This is a genomic window from Micromonospora sp. NBC_00330, assembly GCF_036136635.1.
GTDB lineage: Bacteria > Actinomycetota > Actinomycetes > Mycobacteriales > Micromonosporaceae > Micromonospora > Micromonospora salmantinae.
Genome location: NZ_CP108012.1, coordinates 4,072,310 through 4,093,655, shown reverse-complemented (window position 1 = coordinate 4,093,655; position 21,346 = coordinate 4,072,310). Strand labels below are relative to the sequence as shown.

Genomic DNA, 21,346 nt, shown 5'->3' with positions numbered 1-21,346 from the left:
CTCCCGGGCCCCCGCTCAGCCGACCTGCCTTACGCGTCGCGGCGGCGCAGTGCGGCCCGGCCCAGCAGCAGTGCGGCGGCGGCCCACCCGGCGAGCAGGAGCAACCCGACCGCTGGCGGGTACGGCTCGGTGTCACCGGCCAGGAAGTGCCCGCCGGCCACGCCGGGGAACACGTCGGCGATCCGGTTCAGCGCGTCGATGTCCGGCTCCTGGAGCGACAGCGGCACGATCATCAGGGTGGCGAGGAGCACGGTGAGGGTGAGCACCGCGCTGCGCAGCGCGGCGCCGAGGCCCAGGGCGAGCACACCGACAAGCGCCAGGTAGGTCGCCACCGCCACGATGTCGCCGATCGTGTCGGCGGCCGGGGCGCTGCCCCACTCGCCGAGCACCGGCCGGGCCACCAGGGCGCCGACGCCGCCGAGCAGCAGACCGAGCGCGAAGGTGACCGCACCGGCGACCGCGGCCTTGGCCAGCAGCACCCGACCGCGCGACGGGGTGCACTGCAACGTCGTGCGGATGGTGCCACTGGTGAACTCGGCGGTGATCGCGAGCAGGCCCAGCGCCAACACCACGTACTGGGTCAGCTCGACCGAGTCGATCAGCACGCTGCCGACGGTGACGATCCCCCGGTCGTCGGTCGGGTCGTCGTTGGTGTTGTCGTTGGCGACGTAGATGGCCAGTTGGCCGGCGCTCGCGAACATCACCAGCAGCCCGGCCAGTGCCGTCCACCAGGTACTCCGCACCGAGGAGAGTTTGGTCCACTCGGCTGCCGCCGCCCCCCGGAAGGTGGCCGGCGCACCGGCGGCCGGCGTGCTGGCGGGGCGGGTGCCCGCGTCGGTCTGCGTGCTCATCGTTGCCCACCTCCGGTCGGACCACCGGCGTACTCGACGCTGTCGGCGGTGAGTTCCATGAACGCCTGCTCCAGCGACGCGGCGTGCGCGCTCAGCTCGTGCAGTCGTACCCCCAGTTCGTGGGCCAGGTCGCCGACCTGGTCGGCGGTGGCGCCGGTGACGGTCAGCTCGTTGCGGTCGGCCGCCTCGACGCTCGCCCCGGCGGCCGTGAGGCGCGCGGCGAGCGCGGCCAGCCCGTCCGGGTGCGGGCTGCGGACCCGGACCGCTACCGTGCTGCGGGCGATCACCTCGCCGATCGGCGAGTCGGCGAGCAGGCGTCCCCGGCCGATCACCACGAGCTGGTCGGCGGTGAGCTGCATCTCGCTCATCAGATGGCTGGAGACGAAGACCGTCCGCCCCTCGTCGGCCAGTGAGCGCGTCAGCTGCCGCACCCAGCGCACCCCGTCCGGGTCGAGGCCGTTCACCGGCTCGTCGAACATCAGCACCGGCGGGTCGCCGAGCAGCGCCCCGGCGATGCCGAGCCGTTGGCCCATGCCGAGGGAGAGGGCCCGGCCGGGCTTGCCTGCGGCCTTCCCGTCCAGCCCGACGGTGTCCAGCACCTCGTCGACCCGGCGGGTCGGGATGCCGTTGCTGTGCGCCATGGCCCGCAGGTGCGCCCGGCCGGACCGGGCCGGGTGGATGGCCCGGGCGTCGAGCAGCGCGCCCACCTCGTGCAGCGGCCGACGCAGCTCCCGGTACGCGCGCCCGCCCACCAGGGCCTGCCCGGCGGTGGGACGGTCCAGCCCGAGGATCATCCGCATGGTGGTGGACTTGCCGGCGCCGTTCGGGCCGAGAAAGCCGGTGACCCGGCCGGGCGCGATGTCGACTGTCAACGCGTCGACAGCGACTGTCGACCCGAACCGTTTCGTCAACCCACGTAATGTGATCATGCGCTGACGCTAGGCGAGCGGCCTGCCACCCCGCCGCGCCCGAACGGCACCATCCACCCCTGACTTTCGTCAGGTCGGCGACGGGACGATCACCGTACGTACTGCTCCAACAGTGCCGGGGTGAGCCCGGCCCGGTGGATCGCCTTCAACGCCGCGAGCAGGTCGTCCATCAGCGCCGGTCGGAAGTGCATCAGCAGCACGTCGCCGGGTTGGACCACCCTCTCCGGGGTCTGGTAGCGCACCTTCCCCTCGTGGACGGTCTCGGTCCAGTGGAAGACCGCCTTCGCGCCGCAGTCGTGCGCGGCCTTCAGCGTGGTGCTGTCATGCTCGCCGAACGGTGGCCGGAACAGGGTGGGCCGCTTGCCGAACAGCTCCTCCAGCTTGTCGGAGGCGCCGCAGATCTCCTGCTTCTGGTAGTCGTACGACCGGCCGGCCAGCGAATTGTGGTTGATGGTGTGGTTCTCCACGACCCCGCCCACCGCCTCGATCTGCCGGAAGTAGTCGGTGTGCTCCGCCGCCGCCGGCGAGTTGAGGAACATCGTCACCGGGATACGCGCCTCCCAGATGAAGTCGATCACTCCCGGCGGGCGGGCCAACCCACCGTCGTCGATGGTGATGAAGGCGACCTTCTGGTCGGTCGGCAGGCGATGCCAGAACGCCGCCGAACCGGTGGTGGGCAGCGTCACCGGTTGCGGCTGCGGTGCCTCGGGAAACGTCGGCACCTGGGACACGTACCAGGCCAGGCTCTTGAACGCGGGTTTCGCTGTCGGCGACGGCGAGGCCGAGGGGGTCGGCGTCGAGGCGGACGGAGTCGGCTGAGCCGCGGTGACCTGCCGGGCGTGCGCCGGGTGGCTGGGACCGACTGTGCAGGCAGTCAACGCCAGCAGGGCCAGAAGCGTTACGACGGCAGGGATCCGACGGGTGGGGATGGCTGACACGCCCGGAAACATACCGAGCGGATGTCAGGATCCGGTCAGCCCGGTGACCCCGGGGAGCGGCGGACCACGAACGCGTCCGGCATCCGGAAGGTGAGATTGTCCGGGCACCAGGGCGGACGGAGCACCGTCACCCCGTCCAGCAGCGGCGTCGCCTCGGCCACCACCACTGCCGCCTCCATCCGGGCCAGCACGTCCCCGACGCAGCGGTGCGCGCCCACCCCGAACGCCAGGTGTCGGCGTGATCCACGCTGGCCCGGACGGAACTCGTCGGGCGACTCCACGACCGCCGGGTCCCGACCGGCGCGGCCCAGCCACAGCACGAGGCTGCTGCCCGCCGGCACCCGCGTGCCGCCCAGCGTGCTCTCCGTCGTCGCCACCCGCCGCCAGGTGACGATCGGTGGTTCCAGCCGCAACCCCTCCTCCACCACGTCGGCCACCGCGACCTCCCCGCTGCGCAGGCCGGCCCGGACGACTGGCTCGTTGGCCAGCCGGTGCAGTAGCAGGGTGAGGAACTGCGAGGTGGTCTCCTGCCCGGCGACCAACAGGAAGAAGAGCGCGCCGACCACCACGTCCGGCGGGTGCCCGGCCGCGCGCAGCTCGGCGGCCAGACCGCCACCGACGGCCGCGAAGTCACGCAGTACCCGGTGGAACCGGCCCACCTCGGCGGCGAGCGCCACCTGCCGGTCGGCGTCCAGTGGTGCCCAGAACAACTCCAGCGCGGCGCGGGCGAACTCCTTGACCGCGCCGACCGGCGCGTCCGGCAACTCGACAAGCCGGGCCAGCACCAGCAGCGGCAGGTCGGCGGCCAGGTCCGCGTACAGGTCGACCGGTTCGCCGGCGTCGAGCGCGGCGCCGATCCGGGCGACCCGGTCCCGGACCAGCGCGGTGAGCCACTGCCGCTGCGCGGCCACCCGGGCGGGGTGCAACGCCTCCGCGACGATCGTCCGGATCTGCGGATGGCTGACGCCCGAGTTGTTCGCCAGGGTCGGCGGCAACCGGAACCGGTGCCCGGCGAGCACCCGCAGCGCGGTCACCGGCATCGGCGTCACCGCGTCCAGCGCGTTGTCCGGCCGGTACGTGACCGGGTCGGCGAGGACCTGGCGGACCAGCGCGTGCCGGGTCACGACCAGGTGGGTGCCGCCGACGTGGTCCGGCACCCGGGCCACGTCCGGCCATGCGGGGTCGGTCACCTGCGCCCAGCTGCGGAACAGCACCCGGACACGCTAGCCGGAGGCCCCCGGCAGCCCGGCCCGCAGCCGCCAGACGGTGGTGTGCTTCACCCGCACACTCTCCAGCGCCTCCGGCACCGGCACGTCGTACCCGGCCACCTCGTCGAAACGGTCCCGGGGCAGGAACGCCCGGCCGGGGTCACCGACCAGCGCCGGCGCGCCGGCCCGGGCGGCGCGCAGCAGGAACCGCAGCACCCGGCGGGCCATCGCCTCGCTGTAGAAGACGTCCCCGGCGAGCACCACCTCGGCGTCCCCGGCGTCGCCGTCGAGGATGTCGCCGAACTCGGCGTCGACGCGTACCCCGTTGGCCTCGGCGTTGAGGGCGACCGCCGCCACCGCCAGCTCGTCCACCTCGACGGCCCGCACGGACGCCGCGCCGGCGCGGGCGGCGGCGATGGCCACCAGGCCGGAGCCGGAGGCGAGGTCGAGCACCCGGCGGCCGGCGACCAGCTCCGGATGGTCGGTGACGTGGCGGGCGAGGGCCTGCCCGCCGGCCCAGGCGAACGCCCAGAACGGCGGCGGCCGGTCGCTGGAGAACTCGCCCTCGGTCAGCTCCCACAGGCCGATCGGCTCGTCCGCCTGGTGCAGCAGCACCTCGGGAACGAAGGGGACCGGGGCCAGCCGGGCGTGCAGCCGGACGAACGTGCTGGAGAGCTCGGACACCGCGTGATTCTCCCAGCGGCCCGACTCCCGGCGTGTCGCGGGGGAGCGGTGACCGGTTCACCACGGTCGGTGAAAAGGCGCCCCGTCCTTGCCGTCCGGTGCGAACACACCCGTCTGGTCGGCGCGGTGCCCCGCTTCTAGCGTTGCGGGGTGGAGGCAACCGAACGGAGGACGGCGGTGGTGACGGTGTGGCGGTATGCGCTGAGGGCAGGGGTGGTGCTGGCCTGTCTGAGCGGGGTGGAGCTGGCGGTGGCCGCCCCGGCACAGGCGGCCTTCACCACCGAGATGAGCGGCCTGCCGGGACGGTTCACCGCCGGTGAACAGGTGCGGACGATCTCCGCTGTGGTCTCCCAGACGGATCGGCGCGCCAGGTGCGCGAAGGTGCGCTGGTCGATGGTGCTCACCGTGCAGGGCGGCCTCCGGCTCGACCAGGTGAAGATGGACCGGGTGGAGGAGAACGGCGACTTTCCGCTGGAGATCCGTACCGAGGGTGACGTGGCCCGGTTGACCGACCGGCAGCTCGACCCGGGCACGCTCTGCCCGGGCCGCACCGTCACGGCCCGCTACCGGGTGGCCTTCGCCGAGGACGTCACCCAGGGGCGGGTCACCCTCGCGGCCGAGGCGTACGACGCCAACCTGCGCCTGCTGGCCCGGCAGACCGCCACCCGTTCGGTGGTGGGAGTGGGCGGCGCCCCGACCAGTACGCCGAAGCCGACGGCGACCCCGCCGGAGCCCACCGAATCCGCTAGCGCGCCGGCCGAGGGCGAGAGCACGGCGACGGAGGAGCCGGCCGTGGAGTACCCGGGCGAGGCCGCGCCACCGGCGGCCAACCGTCCGGTCTCGCAGTCCGGCGCGTTCGGCGTGGTGCAGGTCGCCTTCCTGCTCGGCGGGCTGCTGCTCTTCCTCGGGGTGGGGCTGTTGCTGCGACTGCGGCACCTGACCCGGGCCGCGGCCGGGGACACCGACGAGGGCGACGGTCCCCCGGTGGACCGGCGCTGGGAGCGCCCGGCGGTAGCCGACCCCTGGCGTCGGGCGCACCGCTGATCGAGGGCCCGTGCTGGGAACGGTCCGGCGGTAGCCGACCCCTGGCGGCGGGCGCACCGCTGATCGAGGGCGGTGGGGCCGGCGGACATCCGCCGGCCCCACCGTGTCACTTCGAGAACGCCTGGAACTCGGCGATCCTGACCTGACTCCGGGCCGGGCTGGCGGTCGCGCAGTCCGTCGTCGTGGCCGGGTCGTCGTCCTGCTCGCCCGCGTAGCTCGGGCCGCCGGTGCACTGGCTCGCCAGCACCTCGAGGCGCAGGTGGGTGGCGAGGGTGGTGGGTACCGCGAACGTCCGGAGGTTGATGTCGCGGCTGTACGCCCGGTACGCCCCGCCGGGGAACGCGTCCCCCGCGCTTGTGTAGATGCGCTGCCAACGCGTCGGATCCGCGCAGTCGGTGGTCGTCGCGTTGCAGGCGGACACCGCGAACGAGCGCAGGGCACTGAGCGCGTTCTGGGCGCCGGTGTCGGCGTCGCCGGTGATCGCCGGGCGCAGCATCGCGCTGACGTTCACCCGCTTGACCGTCTGCGGGGCGTCGCCCGGCAGCGCCACGGTGAGCTGCCGGCCGGCGACCCCGTCCAGGGACGCCCAGTTCGTCGCCTCGGTGTCGTCGAGGACCCGGTCCAGGTTGACCCCGTCGCCGGTGACTGTGGCACCGGATGCGGTGGAGGCGAGGTTGCGGCTCATCCGCAGGTCGACGTACCCGTCCTGACCGGACTTGGCAACCGCGCTGAGCCGCTGGTGCCCGAACCCGGGGGCCACGGCGAGCAGGTCGTACGTGCCGGCCACCATCTCCAGGGTGTCCGGGATCGGCGTCGCCGGGTCGGTGTCGGCCACCGGCACGGCCCGCGCCTCGTACGCCCCCACGTACACCCGGATCGGCGCTTCGGCGCTGTCCCCGCGCGGACGCAGGGTGAGCGTCGCGTTGCCACCGCGCGGCGAGGCGAAACTCGGCGTCGGGTCGGTGTCGCCGGCACCGTTGGTGGCGGCGTCCCGGCCCATTCCGGAGCGGGCGAACTCGGCCCAGATCAGGTCCTGGTTCGCGCCGCCGAAGCGGAGCAGGTCGGCGGTGAGCATGTTGTCGCGCATGTCGAGCATGCTGACCTGGCTGGCGGCCTGGAGCAGGAACGAGTCGAAGACCAGCTGTGACCAGCGCCGGTTGCCCGGGCACTGATCTGCCGCGACCTTGCCCAGCGCGCAGTCGAGCTGCCGCTGCGGGGTGCCGAGGCCGTACCGCTTCACCAGGGCCGAGCGGACCCGGAAGTTGGTGGCGCCCCAGATCTCCCCGTCGGCGTGCACCGCCGGCCCGGCGGTGTTGTATCCGATGTCGGAGTAGTTGAGCGGGCTGCGGCTCAGGTCGTAGTTGCGAATGCCGCTGACCAGGTTGCCGGTGACGTAGCCGCCGGTGATGAAGGGAGTCTCGCCGGGCGCGCGCAGCCCGTGCTGGAAGAGGTACTCGGCGGCGAGCAGGTCACCCCAGGACTCACCCATCGACCCGCCCTGGTGGCCGCTGATGCCGCTGTCCGGGCCGGCGATCATCCGGTTGGTGATCGCGTGGGTGTACTCGTGACCGATCACCGTCATGTCGTAGTCGCCGTCCACGCACGGCGGGTACGGCCCGCCGGCCTGCGGCTGCCAGAGGTACATGTTGGTGGTCGGCGGCAGCCCGTCGCGCGGGGTGCCCTGGTTGGCGTTGTTCCGGTTGCCGGTCAGCGCGCCCTGCTGGGCGCGGCCCTGCTCGGCGTCACCGCCCAGACCGGACGGGGTGAGGTTGACCGCCTGGAGGTTCCACGCCGACTCGGTGAAGCCCAACTGGTACGACCAGTCGTGCATCCGGTTGTGCATGGCGAAGAGGTTGGCGATCGACGCGTCCGCGTCGTTGCGCTGTGCGGAGGTGAACACCCCCGGGTTGCACTTCGCCTGGTGCCACTGGTCGGTGAACTGGTACTCGTAGCGGCGTTCCGGGCTGGTGGGGGCCGGCACGACCGGGGTGTTCGCACCCCAGGACAGCACCGTGTTGGCCGAGTTGCCGCGCGAGGTGAAGGTCGGCGTGCCGGTGGCAGCGTCGATGTCCCACGGTTGGCCGGTGGCCGGGTCGCGGAAGGCGGCCTGGCAGCCGGGGGCCGGGTCGCCGCACCAGCGCACCCGGGGGTCCTGCCCGGGGCCGAGGTCGCGGGGCGGGGTGGCCGGGAAGACCGCCCAGCTCGGGTTGTCGGAGTCGAAGTCGACGAGGTCCTCGCGGACCAGCACCTGCCCCGTGCTGCCGTCCACGTAGCTGGTGAACGCGGCCGGGTGCTCGGTGTCCGCGCCGATCATGGTCACCTCGTAGGCGGCCCGTGGCCCGTCCAGCGGGGTGGGCACTGCCACCGACCGGATGGTGTGGCTGGCCACCGCTTCGGCGGTCAGCTTGGCGTCGGCGAGCGCGGCGGCGTACGCCTGCTCGGCGGTGCGGGTGGCCGGCGCCGGCGTGCCGGTGTTGCGGGCCAACGAGGAGCTGACCGAGAGCACCGTGCCGTCGGCGACCGCGAGGGTGACGAGGCCGTCCGGCCCGGCGGGCAGGTCGCCGAAGCGTTGCCGGAGGGTGACCACTGTGCCGCTGCCGATCGGTCGGACCAGCACCCGTTCCATGCTGGCCACCGTGGCGGCGTCCATGCCGAACAGGTCGTGGTTGGCGGCCAGGTAGGCGCGGGCGGCGGCCTCCGGGTCGGCGGGCAGCCCGCTGGCCAGCGGCGTGCGGCCGGGGCCGAGCGCCTGCGGGGTGCCGAGCCGGTTCCACCGGACGTCGGGGTCGACGGCGCGGGCCAGGCCGCGTTGGCGGGCGTCGGGTGCCGCCGTACCGGTGCGGTTGTCGGCGTCGGCGGGCGCGTGTCCCTCGGCGAACGGCCCGGACCGGCGCTCGGCGGACGCCGCGCCGCCGGTGGGGGCCGCGGTGCTCACGCCGGTGGGGAGCAGCGCGGCGACCGTCGCCGTCGTCGCCAGGATGGCGATGAGCCGGCGTCGACGCCGGCTCATCGGGGGTGACCACTCCGGTTGTGGCACGGGACCTCCTCGTGGGAGCGGGATGGCCGGCGAGTCGCCGGCCACAGATGCGCGGTGACGCATGCGCATCTGTGGATATCAGTCTCCCGAGGTCACGGCAAGGTCCCGAGCCGCTATCGCACCAACAGATCGAGATTTGGCTCAGGCGTTCGGCGCCCAGTCGGGGTCGCGGCCGAACGCGGCCAGCAGGTGGTCCTGCTCGTCGGCGTCGTCGGGCACCTGTACGCCGGTGTGGACCAGCTTGTTGCGCCGGTAGGCGTCGATCTGGCCGGCGAACCACTGGGCGGCGGCGTGCACCGCGTCCGGGTCGAGCCGGGGCTGTGCGCCGATCGCCACCGCCACGTCCCAGCCGTGCACGAGGTGCTCGGCGAGGAGTTGCTGGAGGTACTCGGTGGCCGGGGTGTCGCCGCCGGAGAGATGCACTGTGCGATCGATGGTGCCGGGGTGGGTGGCGGCGACCTCGGCCTGCGCGGCGGCCTCCCGAGCCGTCGAGATCGGGTCGGCGCCGAGTTGGTCACCGTCGAGCCGGTCGCCGACCTCGTCGATGGTCCGGCCGGCAAGCAGCGGAACGCTCCACCGGTCCTCGGTCACCACGTGATTGACGAGCGTGCGGACGTCCCAGTCCGAGCAGGGTGTCGGGTCGGACCACTGGCCAGGCTCGATCTGATCCACCCGGTCGATGAATTCGGCCAGGCTCCGGCGGTACGCCTCCAGGAGGTCCATGCTGCCGATTGTTCCGGTCGACGGGGCGGACTGAGCCCGTTTTGCCCGGCCCGGCCCGGTGCGGGGCCGGTGCTGGCTACCCAGCTCAGTCCAGGTCGGCCGGGTCCAGGCCGAGCTCTCGGGAGGTGACCAGCCGGACCCACTCGCCGAACTGGCGGCGGGAGATCACCCGGTCGTGCACGGCGAGTTGGACGGCGAGGCCGTCCATCACCGCGCTGATCCGCCAGGCGGCACCGTCGGGGTCGGCGCACTGGAAGGTGCCGTCGGCCACCCCGGCGGTGATCACCGCGGCCAGGTCCTGTCGCCAGCGCAGGTCGAGCCGCCGGGAGACCTTCTCCAACTCGGGGGTACGCAGCGACTCGGACCAGCCGTCGATCCACATGGACCAGGAGGTCGCCCGCCCGGCCGGTGTGTAGAGCTTGAGGATCCGGCGGAGCTTGGTCAGCGGTGTGGCCGAGGAGCGGGTCACCGCGTCCAGGCGGGCCAGATCCTGCTCGACCGCGTACGCGAAGGCCTGTGCGAGCAGCCGCTCCTTGGTGGCGAAGTGGTAGAAGACCAACGCCTGACTCACGCCCGCGGCATTCGCCACGTCCGCCGTCCGGGTGTTGGCAAGACCGCGCTCCACGATCACGTCGCAGGCGGTGCGCAGCAGGGCATCCAGGCGGATCTCGGCCGCACGTCTCGTCACGACCGTTACCGTAGCCCATCCGACTGAACACGAACAGTTACCACCACGCGCCGATCCACGCGGTGACAGTCGGAAGCCGGACACTTCTTTCGGGTGTCGTCGGTCGTTCCACGGAGAGTGTTCATCGAGGTCCGCTGCCCGGTGTCGGGTCGCTGGGACGTCGATGGTCGGGCATGCGACGCGATGATGACGATCATTGCCGAGGAATGTCGGAGTGTGACGGTCCGTGCCGGATCCAGGCACCAGGTCAGCCACCTAGGAAGCCGGCCGGAAGTGACTCCGCTCCAGCCCCGACCACCCGGGACGCGCCGAGGCGACCCCGAGTTGGCAGTCAAACACCCACTCGGCTAAAGTTCTCATCCGTCACCCGGGAACGTCCGGGGGCGTGCGGACGTAGCGCAGCTGGTAGCGCATCACCTTGCCAAGGTGAGGGTCGCGGGTTCGAATCCCGTCGTCCGCTCGGAGCTGCCGCCACGTATGACGGGGGCAACCTCGGTGGGGTGGCCGAGAGGCGAGGCAACGGCCTGCAAAGCCGTGTACGCGGGTTCAAATCCCGTCCCCACCTCGGCAACAAGCACGGGCGATTGGCGCAGTGGGAGCGCGCTTCCTTGACACGGAAGAGGTCACTGGTTCAAACCCAGTATCGCCCACCAGAGGAGAACGGCTCGTCACCGGAAGACCCGGTGACGGGCCGTTTCGCTTGTGGCGCCACGGCATCAGTCGACGCTGAGCCGGTAGCCGATGCCTCGCACTGTGTGCACGCGCAGGGCGTCGTCGACGGCGTGCAGTTTGCGACGTAATCGCTTCACGGCTGAGTGCAGGACCGACGTGTCGCCGAGGAACGCGCAGCCCCAGACCGATTCGAAGAGCCGCTGGTACGTCCAGACTCCGACCGGTGCGGTAGCGAGTTGGGTGAGCAGGTTGCGCTCGAGTCGGGTGAGGGCAAGCGGTTCTCCGCGCCACGTCACCCGATGCTCGAGCGGGTCGATGGTGAGGTCTCCGAGGTTGATCCGGCCGGCCCCGGCTGGAGCGGCTGCGGCTAGGGCCGGAGCGGGGGCGGACGCGGTGGTGGGGAGCCGGGCCGGCCCGCTGATGACCGGCCCGCCGATCATTGCCTGCAACTCCGCGAGGTCGGTGCAGATGACCAGGGTGCCGAGTCCGTCCAGCCGCCGCACCATCCGCTCGCGCACCGACACGTCGGCGGTCACGCAGAACACGAGGGACACATCGTCGATCACTGTCGTACCTCCCCAGGCGCCAGTAAAAGACAACGCTGTCTGAACCCCGTAGTCAATGGTTTCCGGCGGGCGGCCACCCGGTGATCCACGGGGTCTCACCGGGTCGGGCGCTCGCTTTCAGAAGGTCAACAGGCGGAACTCGCCCACCGGCCGGAAGCCGAGGCCGCGGTAGACCGACTCACCGACGGCCGACGAGGTGAGGGCGGCGATGCGGGCACCCCGCTCGCCAGCCAGATCGAGGGCGGCCCTGGTCATGGCCGCGCCGATGCCCCTGCGGCGCTGCTCCGGCTGGGTGCCGACGAAGTAGAGGGTGACCAGACCGTGGCTGATCCAGGCGACGGCCGTCGCGACGATCCGGCCGTCATCGAGGCGACCGGCAAGTCGGAGCACTGTGCCGTCGCCGGTGAACGCCTTCTCCCGTTCGATCGTCGCCGCCACACCGTCCGCCGGGATTCCGGACACCCGGGCATAGGCCGGGACGAACGCGGCGAGATCGGCGGTCTCGGCGATCTGCACGCCGGCTGGAGTCGGCACCTCGGCCACCGCCCCGATCTCCACGGTCATGATCGGCATGCGGGCGACCTGCACCGCGCCGAGGGAGACCAGGCCGTCCGCGGTGCCGGCGTCGCTGTCCGGGCCGACCCACCAGATCCGGGGTACGCCGTGCAGGCGCTTCCGGGCCTCGCCGAGCGCGTCCTGCGGTGTGCGCCCGACCATCCGCAGCACGCCGTTGAGGGGTGCGTGCGGCACCTCACTGCGGTAGGTCGGGAGGTCCGGCCCCCCGGCGACACCGATGTTCCAACCGAGCAGGTACGCCCGGTGCGCGGCCAGCACCGCGTCGAGAGGCTCCATGATCTGGATCGTAACGCGGGGGTCGGCACAGCTCTCGGCCAGCGGAAACGGCTCGGTTCGGCGGCTGTGACCGGCGGTACTTTGTCGATCGTTCCAGATACAGGGTAGCGTTCGAGTCATGGCCCGCACCCGTGAGTTCGACCTCGACGCCGCGGTCGACGCTGCCATGGACGTGTTCCGGAGCAAGGGCTACGAGGGCACCTCCATGCGGGACCTCTCCGAGGCGACCGGCCTGGGCAGCGGCTCGATCTACGCGGCGTTCGGCAGCAAGGACGGCCTCTACCTGGCGGTGCTCGACCTGTACCGGCAGCGCTACGCCACACCGATGGTCGATCTGCTGCGCTCGGGCAACGACGCGCGGGCGGTCATCCGTGAGGTGTTCATCGGCACTGTGGACGACATCACCGGCGACGGCCGGCACCTCTCCTGCCTCATCGTCGGGGCGTCGATGGAACGGGCGCACCAGGATGTGCGGGTCGCCGAGCGGCTTCGCTCGACCACCCAGTCCCTGGAGTTGGCGCTCTACGACCTGCTCGCCGAGGCGCAGTTGCGGGGTCAGATCAAAACCGACCGCAGCGCCACCGACCTGGCCGGCTTCCTGGTGACCAGCCTCCAGGGCCTGCGGGTGATGGGTGCCATCAACCCGGACCGGGCGGCGCTGACGCGCTACGCCGAGGTCGCGCTCACCTGCCTGGACTAGCGTGTCCCGCGTGTCGGACGTTGGCAGTTCAGCCACTCGACACGCCGCGCGTGGCCCTTCTGCAGTGCCACCGATCGCGTTTGCGGAGGGGCCGGCCGCCTTTGGCGAGGCGGCCGGCCCGGAACAAGTTGGTCTGGCGGCTACGCCAGCGGTGGAGTTGGCCGGTCACAGCGGCGGCGCGATGTCCCGCCGCTCCTCGACCTGGCGGTACTCCACCGGCTGCTCGGTGGTGGTGACGACCTGGCGGCGGCGACCCCAGATCAGCGTGGTCATGATCAGGCCGAGCACGCCGGCGCCCATCAGGATCCAACCGACCACGTCGAGGTTGATGCCGCCGACGCTCGCGTCCAGTGCGAAGGTGAGGATCGCGCCGAGCGCGATCAGGAAGATGCTGGTGCCGATACCCACGACAGCCTCCTTAAGGGGGTGTGGTGCGCTGTCGAGCCCTTCAGTACCCCGGTCGGGACCAGCGCAACCGCGACCCGCCAGGGTGCCGTTTCCAAGCGATCTTGGCATCGGGTAGAGTTCACCTGTCGCCGGCGCTTGCCGGGGACGTGCGGACGTAGCGCAGCTGGTAGCGCATCACCTTGCCAAGGTGAGGGTCGCGGGTTCGAATCCCGTCGTCCGCTCGCGATGCGCCCCACGGGGCCGCCACGGGCGATTGGCGCAGTGGGAGCGCGCTTCCTTGACACGGAAGAGGTCACTGGTTCAAACCCAGTATCGCCCACCATCCCTGCGGATCAGATGACCCGTTACCGGATATCCGGTAACGGGTCTCGTCGTTTCTGCTTCCGCACGGGGAGACCCTCGGTCACTCGCCGGCGCGGAGCACCTCGCTCAGCCGGTCCCGTCGCCGCAGCGCCGACTCGACAGGTACGACAGTGGCGGCCGTCGCCAGCAGCGCCACGCTCACCAGGCCCAGCAGCCACCACGGCAGGACCGCCGCCGGGTCGGCGGCCTGGCCGGTGAGCAGCCGCAGGTCGAGCGGGCCGAGCGTCAGGCGTGCGAGCAGGGCCCCGAGTAGCGGGCCGTACACCGCGGTGACCACTACCGGCGGCAGCAGCTCTCCGGCGGCGACCCAGCGGGCGTCGCGCGGCCGCAGGCCGAGGGTCCGCAGCCGGGTCAGGGTCTGCCACCGCTCCGACGCACCGGCGGCGGCGGCGAGCGCGAGGCCGAGCAACCCCAGGGCCAGCAGCACCCCTGCGGCCGTCCACGCCAGCCGTACCAGCCCTGCCGTGAGCGGCGCCACCCGCTGCGCCCGCAGGACGTCCGCACGCAGCACGACGTCGGAGGCGACTCCGGTGTTCGACACGGCCCGCCCCGCGCCGGGGCCGGTCACCCAGACGGTATTCGGAACGGCGGGCAGCCCGGCGTCGGCGAGGGTCGCGGCGTCCACGATGACGACGTCGTTGACGCCGCCGACTGAGGGAGCGGTACCGACGGCGGCGAGTCGGATCGCCGGGGCGCCGTCCCGGGGTAGCTGCAGCCGCATGCCGGTGCGCAGATGGCCGTCACTTGAGCGGACCAACGCTGGGATCTCCCCGAGGCCAGGACCGGGTGCCGTGAGCCGGGCCAACGCCGGCGCGTCGGGCAGCGGAGTGGTGGCCAGCAGGCGCCGGAACGCTGCGGTGTCCACGATGACCAGGCGTGGGGTGAGCAGTGTCGACTCGGTGAAGACGCGTGCCGAGTCGGTCACCTGCGCGACGACTACCTGCTCTACCCCCGGTGCATCGGCGATGCGCTCGGCGAGTGCGGGCGTGGCGGCCTCGGCGTCGGCGCCGACGTCGAGGCGGGCGTCGGCGCCGACGGTGCTCCACGCGCCGTCGGTCAGGCCCCGGGTGACGGTGGCGCCGAGGATGAGCGCGAACGACGCGAGCGCCGTGGTGCTGACCAGAACCAGCAGCGGCAGCGCACGCCCGGCCGTCGTGGCCGCCTGGGCGGCACTGAACACGGCCAGCGGGCGGCGTGAGCGCAGGGCCTGTCGGAGCGCGAACCACGCCCCGAGGGGCAGTAGCCGGAGCAGGACGAGCGCGCCGACGAGCGCGCCCAGAGCGAGGGCACTGATCGGCAGGATGAGGTCGCCGGTCAGCTCACCGGTGTCATCGTCGGAGGCGGCGGGCAGGAGCCCGCGCTGGTGCAGTGTGACGAAGGCGGCGACCGCGGCGATCAGGACGGCGGCCTCCACTGCGGCGCGGCGCAACTGACCGGTGGCGCGGATCCAGCGCCGAGCGGCCGGGTTGGCGGGTTGGCGCCGGTCCCGGCTGGCGCGGGCGGCGGCGAGGGTGCCGAACGCCGGCCCGGCGAGAGCGCCGGCCAGGACCACGGGAACGGCCCAGGTCCAGGAGACGCCCGGAGCGGCAACGCGCGCGAGCGCGAGCCCGACGGCGGCGGCCGACACTGACACCACGATGGACTCGATGATCAGTTCCGCACCGAGGTCGGGTAGCGCCGCCCCACGCTGCCGGGCGGCGCTCAGCACCGGGGTACGGCGGCGGACCAGCAGGTCGGCGGCGAGCAGCAGGACCAGCACCGTGGCGGTCAACACCCCGGCGAGCAGGACGGCGGCCTGTGTGGAAGCGGCGTTGTTCCGGGCGCGGGCGTCGCGCAGGACGGTGTCGAGTTGCGATTCCCACTTCAGTGATTGCTCGCGGTCGCTCGACGAGCCGGAGGTTGCCTTGAGCTTGACCACCTGGCTGGCGAGCGCCGCGGTGGCGTCCCTGGTGAGCGCGTCGGGAACGGGTGCGAAGTGGACAGCGCGCCGTAGTTGGTCCTCGTCGACGGCGAGTCGGGCGTCCGGTAACGACTCGCGCGACAGCAGGCCGCCGAACCGGGTGGTCCCCACGCCGTCGGCGCCGGGCACGGGGCGCAGGAGCGCCGGGGCGAGCCGCCAGGCCGGGTCGGCGCTGTCTGCGGGTCGGTAGATCCCGCTGATCCGTACGTCAGTGTCGCGACCCCGGCCGTCGCTGACCGGGATCCGATCGCCGGGGCCGAGGTCGAGTGCGGCGGCGTCCACCTCGGAGAGGCCGACCTGCACCGGCCAGGGCGGTCCGTCGTAGGGGACCTCGACGTACTCGTCGGAGACGGCGGGGCCGGGCGGGCTGCCGGCGACCCAGGTCACGTCCGGGCCGCCGAGGTCACCGGCCAGGTAGGTGAACTGGAAGGTGCGCGGCGCGCTGCCGTCGGTGATGGTGAGGACCGGGCCGTTGACAGCGGCGAGGGGTGGGAGCAGCGCGGCGTCCAGATCGGGCCCGAGCGCCGATGTCGCCCGGGCGCGGAAGTTGTCGAGGTCCTCGGCGAGCCTGGGCATCCGGACCCTCCCGCCTGTCGGCCCGTCGTCGCGTTCCCAGTTGGCGCGTACGAGGACGTTCGAGTCGTTGCCGGCTCGGCGGACCGTGTCCTGGACGGCCTTGTCGGCGGCGGCGCGGAGCAGCACCGGCGCGGCCCCGGCGAGCAGCGCGACGGCCGCGATGACGGCGGCGGTGAGCAGCAGCGGTCCGGCGTCGGCACGGCCGCGGCCGCGGATGCTGGGCCAGTGCAGCGCCGGCCGCCGGCGGGTCAGCCACCGCTTCACGGGGCCACCCGCAGGTGCGCGGCGTCGGCCCGGCGGACCTGGACGGTGACCACGACGGCGACCGCCAGCATGCATCCGGCCAGCAGTACGGCGAGCAGTGCGGCCTCGGCTGGCCACGGCCAGTGTGCCTCGGTGGTCGGGACGGGCGCGGCGCCGGTTTCGGAGCGCACGAGCAGGGGAGCGGCGACGCGGGTGGCGAGCGCGCCGACGACGGCGCCCGCCGCGAGCAGGGGCAGCAGGATGCCGGCGTGCTGGCCGAGCAGCACGGCCCGGATGCCGCGCCGGGACATCCCCAGGCCGCGCAGCCGCGTCACCTCGACGGCGCGGGCCTGGAGGTCACAGGTGACGTGCAGGACGACGCCGGCCAACAGCAGCAGGGCCGCAGCCGGGACGATGAGGCGGAGCGCGGCCGGCAGCCCGGCGAGCAGCGGGCCGCCGGTGAGGCGGGCGGTCTCCGCCTCGCGGGTCACGACGGTGCCCAGGTGCAGGGCGGTGGCCCGCTCGGCGGCGCCGGGGCCGGCCGGGTGGCCGACCCACCAGGCGTCGACCGGGAACGTCAGGTCGCCGGTGACGGCACGTGCGCGCGACAGCGTGTCCAGGTCGGCCAGGACGGCGACCGCGCCGGGGGCGGACGGTACGGTCGGCACGACCTCGGCGACGACGACCTGGACGGGCGTGATGCCGACAGTGACGCTGAGCTTGCTGCCGTTCTCGGCGCCGACCTCGCTGGCGAAGCGGGCGGAGACGGCGACGGGCACTGGGCCGGGGTCCGGGAAGGCGGTGGCGACGAGGGTCCGGGCGGCGTCCTCGGCGCCGCCGAGGTCGACGGTCGCGGCCATCCGCAGCGTGGTTCCCGTCGGGGTGGCGGACACCGTGACGGTCGGGTCGCTCAACCTGCTCGGGACGGGCGGCGCGGACGTGGCGGTCCAATCCGATCCGTCGGTGGGTGTTTCCGCCGACCCGGCGGGCGGAACGGTGAGTGTGACGGCTACGGCGACGGGTCCGCCGACCGCGTCGGCGGTGACCGGCAGGGCGACCGCGACGAGGCGCAGCCCGTCAGCCGTCGCGCAGGCGGGCAGCCGGAACTCCTGGCCGTCGAGCGGTACGGCGGGACCGGTGCAGGACGTGCGGAGGCCGGTGGCGTCCTGCAGCATCAGCCGGGGCGTCACGGCGATCGGGGTGTCGCCGGCGGCGGTCCCGCTCAGGACGAGCGGGGCGCCAGCCGGAACGGCCAGGCCGTTGACCCGGGTGTGTGGCGCCAGCGAGGCACCCACGTCCGCCCATCCGCTGTCGTTGTCCAGCCGCCCGCGCAGCAGCGCGTCGGCGCGGGTGGTGTCGACGGCGATCAGGCGCGGCGCGTCGCCGGCGCCGCCGAGCCACTGACCGACGGCGGTGCCTCGGTCGAGGACCGGACTCACGGCCCCTGCGGTGGCCGCGCCGACGATCGCGCCGTCTCCGGCCACCGGCGCCGTGCTGAGGGTGAGTGCCAGGTCGGTGCCGACGGCGAGCGCGGCCTGGTCGCGCTGCGACTGGTGCCACGTGTCGTCGAAGGCGAGGCCGAAGGTTCCGGCCGCGCAGGCCAGCCCGACGAGCAGGCCGGCGGCGACTGCTTGTGGCCGGCGGGCGGCCTCGGAGACCGCCAGCGGAAGCGCCAGCCCGCGGGAGCGGTACGCCAACCGGTCGACGCCACGAAGGGCGGGCAGCACCACCCGGAGAGCCAGGGCGGCGCCCGCGGTGAGTAGCAGCGCCGGTGCGAGCACCCGGACCGCGTCGGCGCGTGGGCTGGCGGCGGTGGGCTGCGCGTACAGCTGCCACCATCCGGCGGCGGCGAATATCGCGAGCATCAGGTCGGCGCCGGATCGGGCCAGCAGTTCGCGGCGGGTGCGCTGGTCGCCGGCTGCCGGGACGGGCCGGATCGCCAGGACGATGAGCACGGCGGCGAGCACGAGCGCGCCGCCGGCGACCGCGAGGACCTGGGCACCGGCGATGGCCGGCCGGACGGTCAGGCCGGCGGCGTCCAGTGGCGGCAGGTGGGTCAGGCCGGCGTGCAGGGCCGACGAGGCCGGTATCGCGATCGCGGCGGCGACGGCGGCGACGAGCCCGGCCTCGAGTGTCGCGGTGGCGGCGAGTTGTCGACGGCTGGTGCCCAGGGCGGTCCGCAGGGAGGTCTCGTCGGCGCGTATGCCAGTGGTCAGCCGGCCGGCGAGGACGAGTGCCGTCGCGGCCAGGACACCGCCGAGGGCGGCGATGGCGAGCACGACGGCGGCGGTGACGTGCCGTTGGTCGTCGGCGGCCCGCAGGGTTAGTGGAAGTTCGGAGGCGACTCGTGCGAGCTGGACGCGGTCGCCGAGGGTGCCCGCCAGCCGACCGTCGGCACTGCCGACGGCCGCCGCTACGGTCTCCAGGTCGTGGCGGTTGCTGTGGGACAGGTCCGGATGGGCGGTGACCTCCAGCCGGTCGACTGTGGCACCGGTGGTGACCAGGTCGGCGAGGTCGACGAGGAACGGGCCGTAGGCGTTGACCGGCTGCTGGAAGCGGCCGTCCCGGTAGCCGGTGGCGGAGCCGGCCGCGGCCAGCGGGTCACGGTCCCAGCCGCGCCCCGGCAGCGGGCGCACCACACCGACGACGACCACGTCGATGGCCGGGACGGGCGCGTGGGCCAGCTCGGCGCCGAGGCGTACCCGGCGGCCGGGGGTGAGGCCGAGCAGTTGTGCGGTGGACTCCAGCAGCACCGCGTCACCGGGTTGCTGTGGCCAGCGTCCGGTGACCAGTTCGGCTCGGGTCGGCAGGTCGTCCAGCCCTGACAGGTACGCCTGGGCTCCGACGGTGGTGCCCGTGGCGAGGGCGGGTGGCAGCGCTCGCAGCACCGTCGACGCCCGCGCGGTTGTCGTCACCGGGAACGGTGCCAGCGTGGAGGCCACCACGGTGCGGGTGTCGGCGGCGACGGACCGCGAGTCCCGGCCCTCGACGGTGCCGGTGTAGACGGTCACGTCGACGGCGGCGGGTGCGGCGCGGGCCATGGCGACCTCCAGCGCCCGCTCGGCGGTGCGGGTGACCAGCAGGGTGCAGGTCCCCAGCAGTGTCGCGCCGATCGTGACGACGCCGAGGAGGGCTGCCAGCAACGGCCACTGCGCGCGGGCGCGCCGCCTGACCAGCCTCATCGTCGCGTCACCCGGCGTCCGGCACTGGCGCGTACGGCGGCCCGGCCGCCTGTTCGTCGAGGTGCCCGTCGTGGATGCGGATCACCCGGTCGGCCAGGGCCATCATCACCGCGTCGTGAGTCGACACCAGTACGGTGACGCCCTCGGATTCCACTATCCCGCGCAGTAGGGCCATCACCGACAGGCCCGTCTCGGCGTCCAGTTGCCCGGTGGGCTCGTCGGCGAGCAGAAGCTGGGGCGAGGCGGCCAGCGCGCGGGCGATCGCCACCCGCTGCTGCTGGCCGCCGGACAGCTCGGCCGGCCGCTGCCGGGCGTGGTCGGCCAGGCCGATCAGCTCCAGCAGCAACTCGACCCGCCGCTCGCGCTCGGTCGGGGCGACGCGGGCCATCCGCAGCGGGGCCGCGACGTTCTCCGCCGCCGACAGCACCGGGATCAACCCGAAACTCTGGAAGACGTACGACACCTTCTCGCGCCGCAGCCGGGACAGGCCGTCCTCGTCGAGCGCTGTGACGTCGGTGCCATCGACGTGCACGGTGCCGGCGTCCGGGCGGTCCAGGCCGCCGATGACGTTGAGCAGGGTGGTCTTGCCCGAGCCGGACCGGCCGACGAGCGCCACCATCGACCCGGCGGCCACGTCGAACGACACGCCGTTCAGGGCGTGTACGACTGTCGGCCCGGTGCGGAAGCGCCGCTGTACCCCGCGCACGCTCAGCAGCGGCTCGCTGCTCATTCGCCGCTTCCCGAGTCGGGGTGGATCGTGATGTGGTCGGGTTCCAGGGCCAGCCGGACCCGTCGGGTCAGCGCCAGCGCCTGGCGGAACTCGCGGGGCACCTGGACCCGTCCGGCCCGGTCCATCACGGCGTACTCCTCGGCGATCATGTGCGTGTCGCCCTCCGCGTCCGTGGTGGTGCGGCGCAGCACCTCGCTGCTGGTGCGCCCGTCCCGGATCGCGACGGTCCGTTCGACCTGGCCGCTGACCTCCGGATCATGGGTCACCACGACGACTGTGACGCCGTAGCGCCGGTTGACGTCCCGCAGCACGCCGAAGACCTCCGCGGACGTGGCGGCGTCCAGCTCGCCGGTCGGCTCGTCGGCGAGCAGGACCCGCGGCTGGTTGGCCAGCGCCACCGCGATCGCGACCCGCATCTGCTGCCCTCCGGAGAGTTGCCCGGGGCGGCGATCGGCGCAGTCGGCGACACCGAGGCTGTCCAGCAGCTCGGCCGCGCGCTCCCGGCGTTCCTGCTTCCCGGTACGGGCAGCCGTCATCGGCAGGTCCACCATCTCCCGTGCGGTCAGGTAAGGGATCAGGTTGCTCGCCGTCTGCTGCCGTACGAACCCGACGGTGTGCCGCCGGTAGTCCACCCGGTCCGCGCGGGACATCGCCAGCAGATTCCACCGGTCGACCCGGACCCGTCCGGCGGTGGGGGCGTCGATGCCGGCCAGGATGGAGAGCAGTGTCGACTTGCCGGACCCGGAGGCACCGACGACGGCGACCAGCTCACCGCTCTCCACGGCCAGGTCGAGTCCCTGAAGTGCCTGCACCTCGATCGAACCGGTCTGGTAGATCCGCACCAGGTTCTCGCAGACGATGAGCGCGTCCCGGCCGAACTCGGGTGCCCGCGCGGATGGCTGCGGCAGGGACAGCGGTGTGCTGGACATTCCCTGCTCCGTCCGGGTTGTGCTGACGCGAATTGAAGCAGTTTCGCAATCGGCACCTCCGTT

Annotated in this window: 17 protein-coding genes and 5 tRNA genes; 7 read left to right on the top strand and 15 right to left on the bottom strand. The window is 73.2% G+C overall.

What is annotated here, in order from left to right; translation table 11 throughout:
* Window positions 1–29 precede the first annotated feature (29 nt).
* The 5 genes from OG598_RS18385 to OG598_RS18365 form a co-directional block, all read right to left on the bottom strand.
* Window positions 30–851 carry an ABC transporter permease subunit gene (locus tag OG598_RS18385; RefSeq protein ID WP_328650320.1) on the bottom strand — a complete coding sequence of 274 codons (822 nt, stop codon included), beginning with the start codon at window positions 849–851 and terminating at the stop codon, window positions 30–32.
* Window positions 848–1,780 carry an ABC transporter ATP-binding protein gene (locus OG598_RS18380; protein ID WP_328650319.1) on the bottom strand — a complete coding sequence of 311 codons (933 nt, stop codon included), beginning with the start codon at window positions 1,778–1,780 and terminating at the stop codon, window positions 848–850. Before OG598_RS18380 ends, OG598_RS18385 begins: the two co-directional genes overlap by 4 nt.
* A gap of 89 nt (window positions 1,781–1,869) precedes the next feature.
* Complete coding sequence (locus OG598_RS18375; RefSeq protein ID WP_328650318.1) at window positions 1,870–2,718, bottom strand: polysaccharide deacetylase family protein; 849 nt, start codon at window positions 2,716–2,718, stop codon at window positions 1,870–1,872.
* Window positions 2,719–2,753: 35 nt separating this feature from the next.
* Entirely contained in the window at window positions 2,754–3,932 is a 1,179-nt protein-coding gene (locus OG598_RS18370; protein ID WP_328650317.1) for a cytochrome P450, read from the bottom strand.
* A 9-nt stretch (window positions 3,933–3,941) separates the two neighbouring features.
* Window positions 3,942–4,610, bottom strand: a complete 669-nt coding sequence (locus OG598_RS18365; RefSeq protein WP_328650316.1) for a class I SAM-dependent methyltransferase — start codon at window positions 4,608–4,610, stop codon at window positions 3,942–3,944.
* Between the two features lie 150 nt (window positions 4,611–4,760).
* Here OG598_RS18365 and OG598_RS18360 point away from each other — a divergent pair, with 150 nt between their 5' ends.
* Window positions 4,761–5,654 carry a hypothetical protein gene (locus OG598_RS18360; protein ID WP_328650315.1) on the top strand — a complete coding sequence of 298 codons (894 nt, stop codon included), beginning with the start codon at window positions 4,761–4,763 and terminating at the stop codon, window positions 5,652–5,654.
* A 106-nt stretch (window positions 5,655–5,760) separates the two neighbouring features.
* Here the strand turns inward: OG598_RS18360 and OG598_RS18355 are convergent, their stop codons facing one another.
* The 3 genes from OG598_RS18355 to OG598_RS18345 form a co-directional block, all read right to left on the bottom strand.
* Complete coding sequence (locus OG598_RS18355) at window positions 5,761–8,691, bottom strand: M36 family metallopeptidase (RefSeq protein ID WP_328650314.1); 2,931 nt, start codon at window positions 8,689–8,691, stop codon at window positions 5,761–5,763.
* A gap of 141 nt (window positions 8,692–8,832) precedes the next feature.
* Complete coding sequence (locus tag OG598_RS18350) at window positions 8,833–9,414, bottom strand: TIGR03086 family metal-binding protein (protein ID WP_328650313.1); 582 nt, start codon at window positions 9,412–9,414, stop codon at window positions 8,833–8,835.
* A gap of 85 nt (window positions 9,415–9,499) precedes the next feature.
* Complete coding sequence (locus OG598_RS18345) at window positions 9,500–10,102, bottom strand: TetR/AcrR family transcriptional regulator (protein ID WP_210783237.1); 603 nt, start codon at window positions 10,100–10,102, stop codon at window positions 9,500–9,502.
* 387 nt (window positions 10,103–10,489) lie between these two features.
* Here OG598_RS18345 and OG598_RS18340 point away from each other — a divergent pair.
* The 3 genes from OG598_RS18340 to OG598_RS18330 all read left to right on the top strand — a co-directional run bounded on the left by OG598_RS18340 (window position 10,490) and on the right by OG598_RS18330 (window position 10,755).
* Window positions 10,490–10,562 (top strand) — tRNA-Gly (locus tag OG598_RS18340).
* Window positions 10,563–10,596: 34 nt separating this feature from the next.
* A tRNA-Cys gene (locus tag OG598_RS18335) sits at window positions 10,597–10,667 on the top strand.
* Window positions 10,668–10,680: 13 nt separating this feature from the next.
* Window positions 10,681–10,755, top strand: a tRNA-Val gene (locus OG598_RS18330).
* Between the two features lie 63 nt (window positions 10,756–10,818).
* On the opposite strand, the gene OG598_RS18325 is transcribed toward OG598_RS18330, so the two are convergent.
* Complete coding sequence (locus tag OG598_RS18325; protein WP_442931513.1) at window positions 10,819–11,280, bottom strand: winged helix-turn-helix domain-containing protein; 462 nt, start codon at window positions 11,278–11,280, stop codon at window positions 10,819–10,821.
* Between the two features lie 177 nt (window positions 11,281–11,457).
* Window positions 11,458–12,192, bottom strand: a complete 735-nt coding sequence (locus tag OG598_RS18320) for a GNAT family N-acetyltransferase (RefSeq protein ID WP_328650312.1) — start codon at window positions 12,190–12,192, stop codon at window positions 11,458–11,460.
* A gap of 118 nt (window positions 12,193–12,310) precedes the next feature.
* Here OG598_RS18320 and OG598_RS18315 point away from each other — a divergent pair, with 118 nt between their 5' ends.
* Window positions 12,311–12,892, top strand: coding sequence for a TetR/AcrR family transcriptional regulator (locus OG598_RS18315; protein WP_328650311.1), 582 nt, complete (start codon window positions 12,311–12,313; stop codon window positions 12,890–12,892).
* A gap of 165 nt (window positions 12,893–13,057) precedes the next feature.
* Here the strand turns inward: OG598_RS18315 and OG598_RS18310 are convergent, their stop codons facing one another.
* Entirely contained in the window at window positions 13,058–13,300 is a 243-nt protein-coding gene (locus tag OG598_RS18310; RefSeq protein ID WP_091400768.1) for a DUF6458 family protein, read from the bottom strand.
* A 148-nt stretch (window positions 13,301–13,448) separates the two neighbouring features.
* Here OG598_RS18310 and OG598_RS18305 point away from each other — a divergent pair.
* Both OG598_RS18305 and OG598_RS18300 read left to right on the top strand, forming a co-directional pair.
* Window positions 13,449–13,521: transfer RNA gene (locus tag OG598_RS18305), tRNA-Gly, on the top strand.
* Window positions 13,522–13,547: 26 nt separating this feature from the next.
* Window positions 13,548–13,622: transfer RNA gene (locus OG598_RS18300), tRNA-Val, on the top strand.
* Between the two features lie 81 nt (window positions 13,623–13,703).
* Here OG598_RS18300 and OG598_RS18295 read toward each other — a convergent pair.
* From OG598_RS18295 to OG598_RS18280, 4 genes are read right to left on the bottom strand one after another with little or no spacing between them, the layout of a single operon-like run.
* Complete coding sequence (locus OG598_RS18295) at window positions 13,704–16,463, bottom strand: FtsX-like permease family protein (RefSeq protein WP_328650310.1); 2,760 nt, start codon at window positions 16,461–16,463, stop codon at window positions 13,704–13,706.
* Entirely contained in the window at window positions 16,460–19,624 is a 3,165-nt protein-coding gene (locus tag OG598_RS18290) for a permease (protein WP_328650309.1), read from the bottom strand. Before OG598_RS18290 ends, OG598_RS18295 begins: the two co-directional genes overlap by 4 nt.
* A gap of 7 nt (window positions 19,625–19,631) precedes the next feature.
* Window positions 19,632–20,354 carry an ABC transporter ATP-binding protein gene (locus tag OG598_RS18285; protein ID WP_328650308.1) on the bottom strand — a complete coding sequence of 241 codons (723 nt, stop codon included), beginning with the start codon at window positions 20,352–20,354 and terminating at the stop codon, window positions 19,632–19,634.
* A complete protein-coding gene (locus OG598_RS18280) occupies window positions 20,351–21,283 on the bottom strand; it encodes an ABC transporter ATP-binding protein (RefSeq protein ID WP_328650307.1) in 933 nt (310 codons plus the stop codon). Before OG598_RS18280 ends, OG598_RS18285 begins: the two co-directional genes overlap by 4 nt.
* Window positions 21,284–21,346 lie beyond the last annotated feature (63 nt).

Coding starts and splice junctions, on each gene's coding strand:
- OG598_RS18290 (WP_328650309.1), bottom strand. CDS start 19,624: ATGAGGCTGGTCAGGCGGCGCGCCCGCGCGCAGTGGCCGTTGCTGGCA.
- OG598_RS18320 (WP_328650312.1), bottom strand. CDS start 12,192: ATGGAGCCTCTCGACGCGGTGCTGGCCGCGCACCGGGCGTACCTGCTC.
- OG598_RS18380 (WP_328650319.1), bottom strand. CDS start 1,780: ATGATCACATTACGTGGGTTGACGAAACGGTTCGGGTCGACAGTCGCT.
- OG598_RS18280 (WP_328650307.1), bottom strand. CDS start 21,283: ATGTCCAGCACACCGCTGTCCCTGCCGCAGCCATCCGCGCGGGCACCC.
- OG598_RS18350 (WP_328650313.1), bottom strand. CDS start 9,414: ATGGACCTCCTGGAGGCGTACCGCCGGAGCCTGGCCGAATTCATCGAC.
- OG598_RS18385 (WP_328650320.1), bottom strand. CDS start 851: ATGAGCACGCAGACCGACGCGGGCACCCGCCCCGCCAGCACGCCGGCC.
- OG598_RS18285 (WP_328650308.1), bottom strand. CDS start 20,354: ATGAGCAGCGAGCCGCTGCTGAGCGTGCGCGGGGTACAGCGGCGCTTC.
- OG598_RS18315 (WP_328650311.1), top strand. CDS start 12,311: ATGGCCCGCACCCGTGAGTTCGACCTCGACGCCGCGGTCGACGCTGCC.
- OG598_RS18325 (WP_442931513.1), bottom strand. CDS start 11,280: ATGGTGCGGCGGCTGGACGGACTCGGCACCCTGGTCATCTGCACCGAC.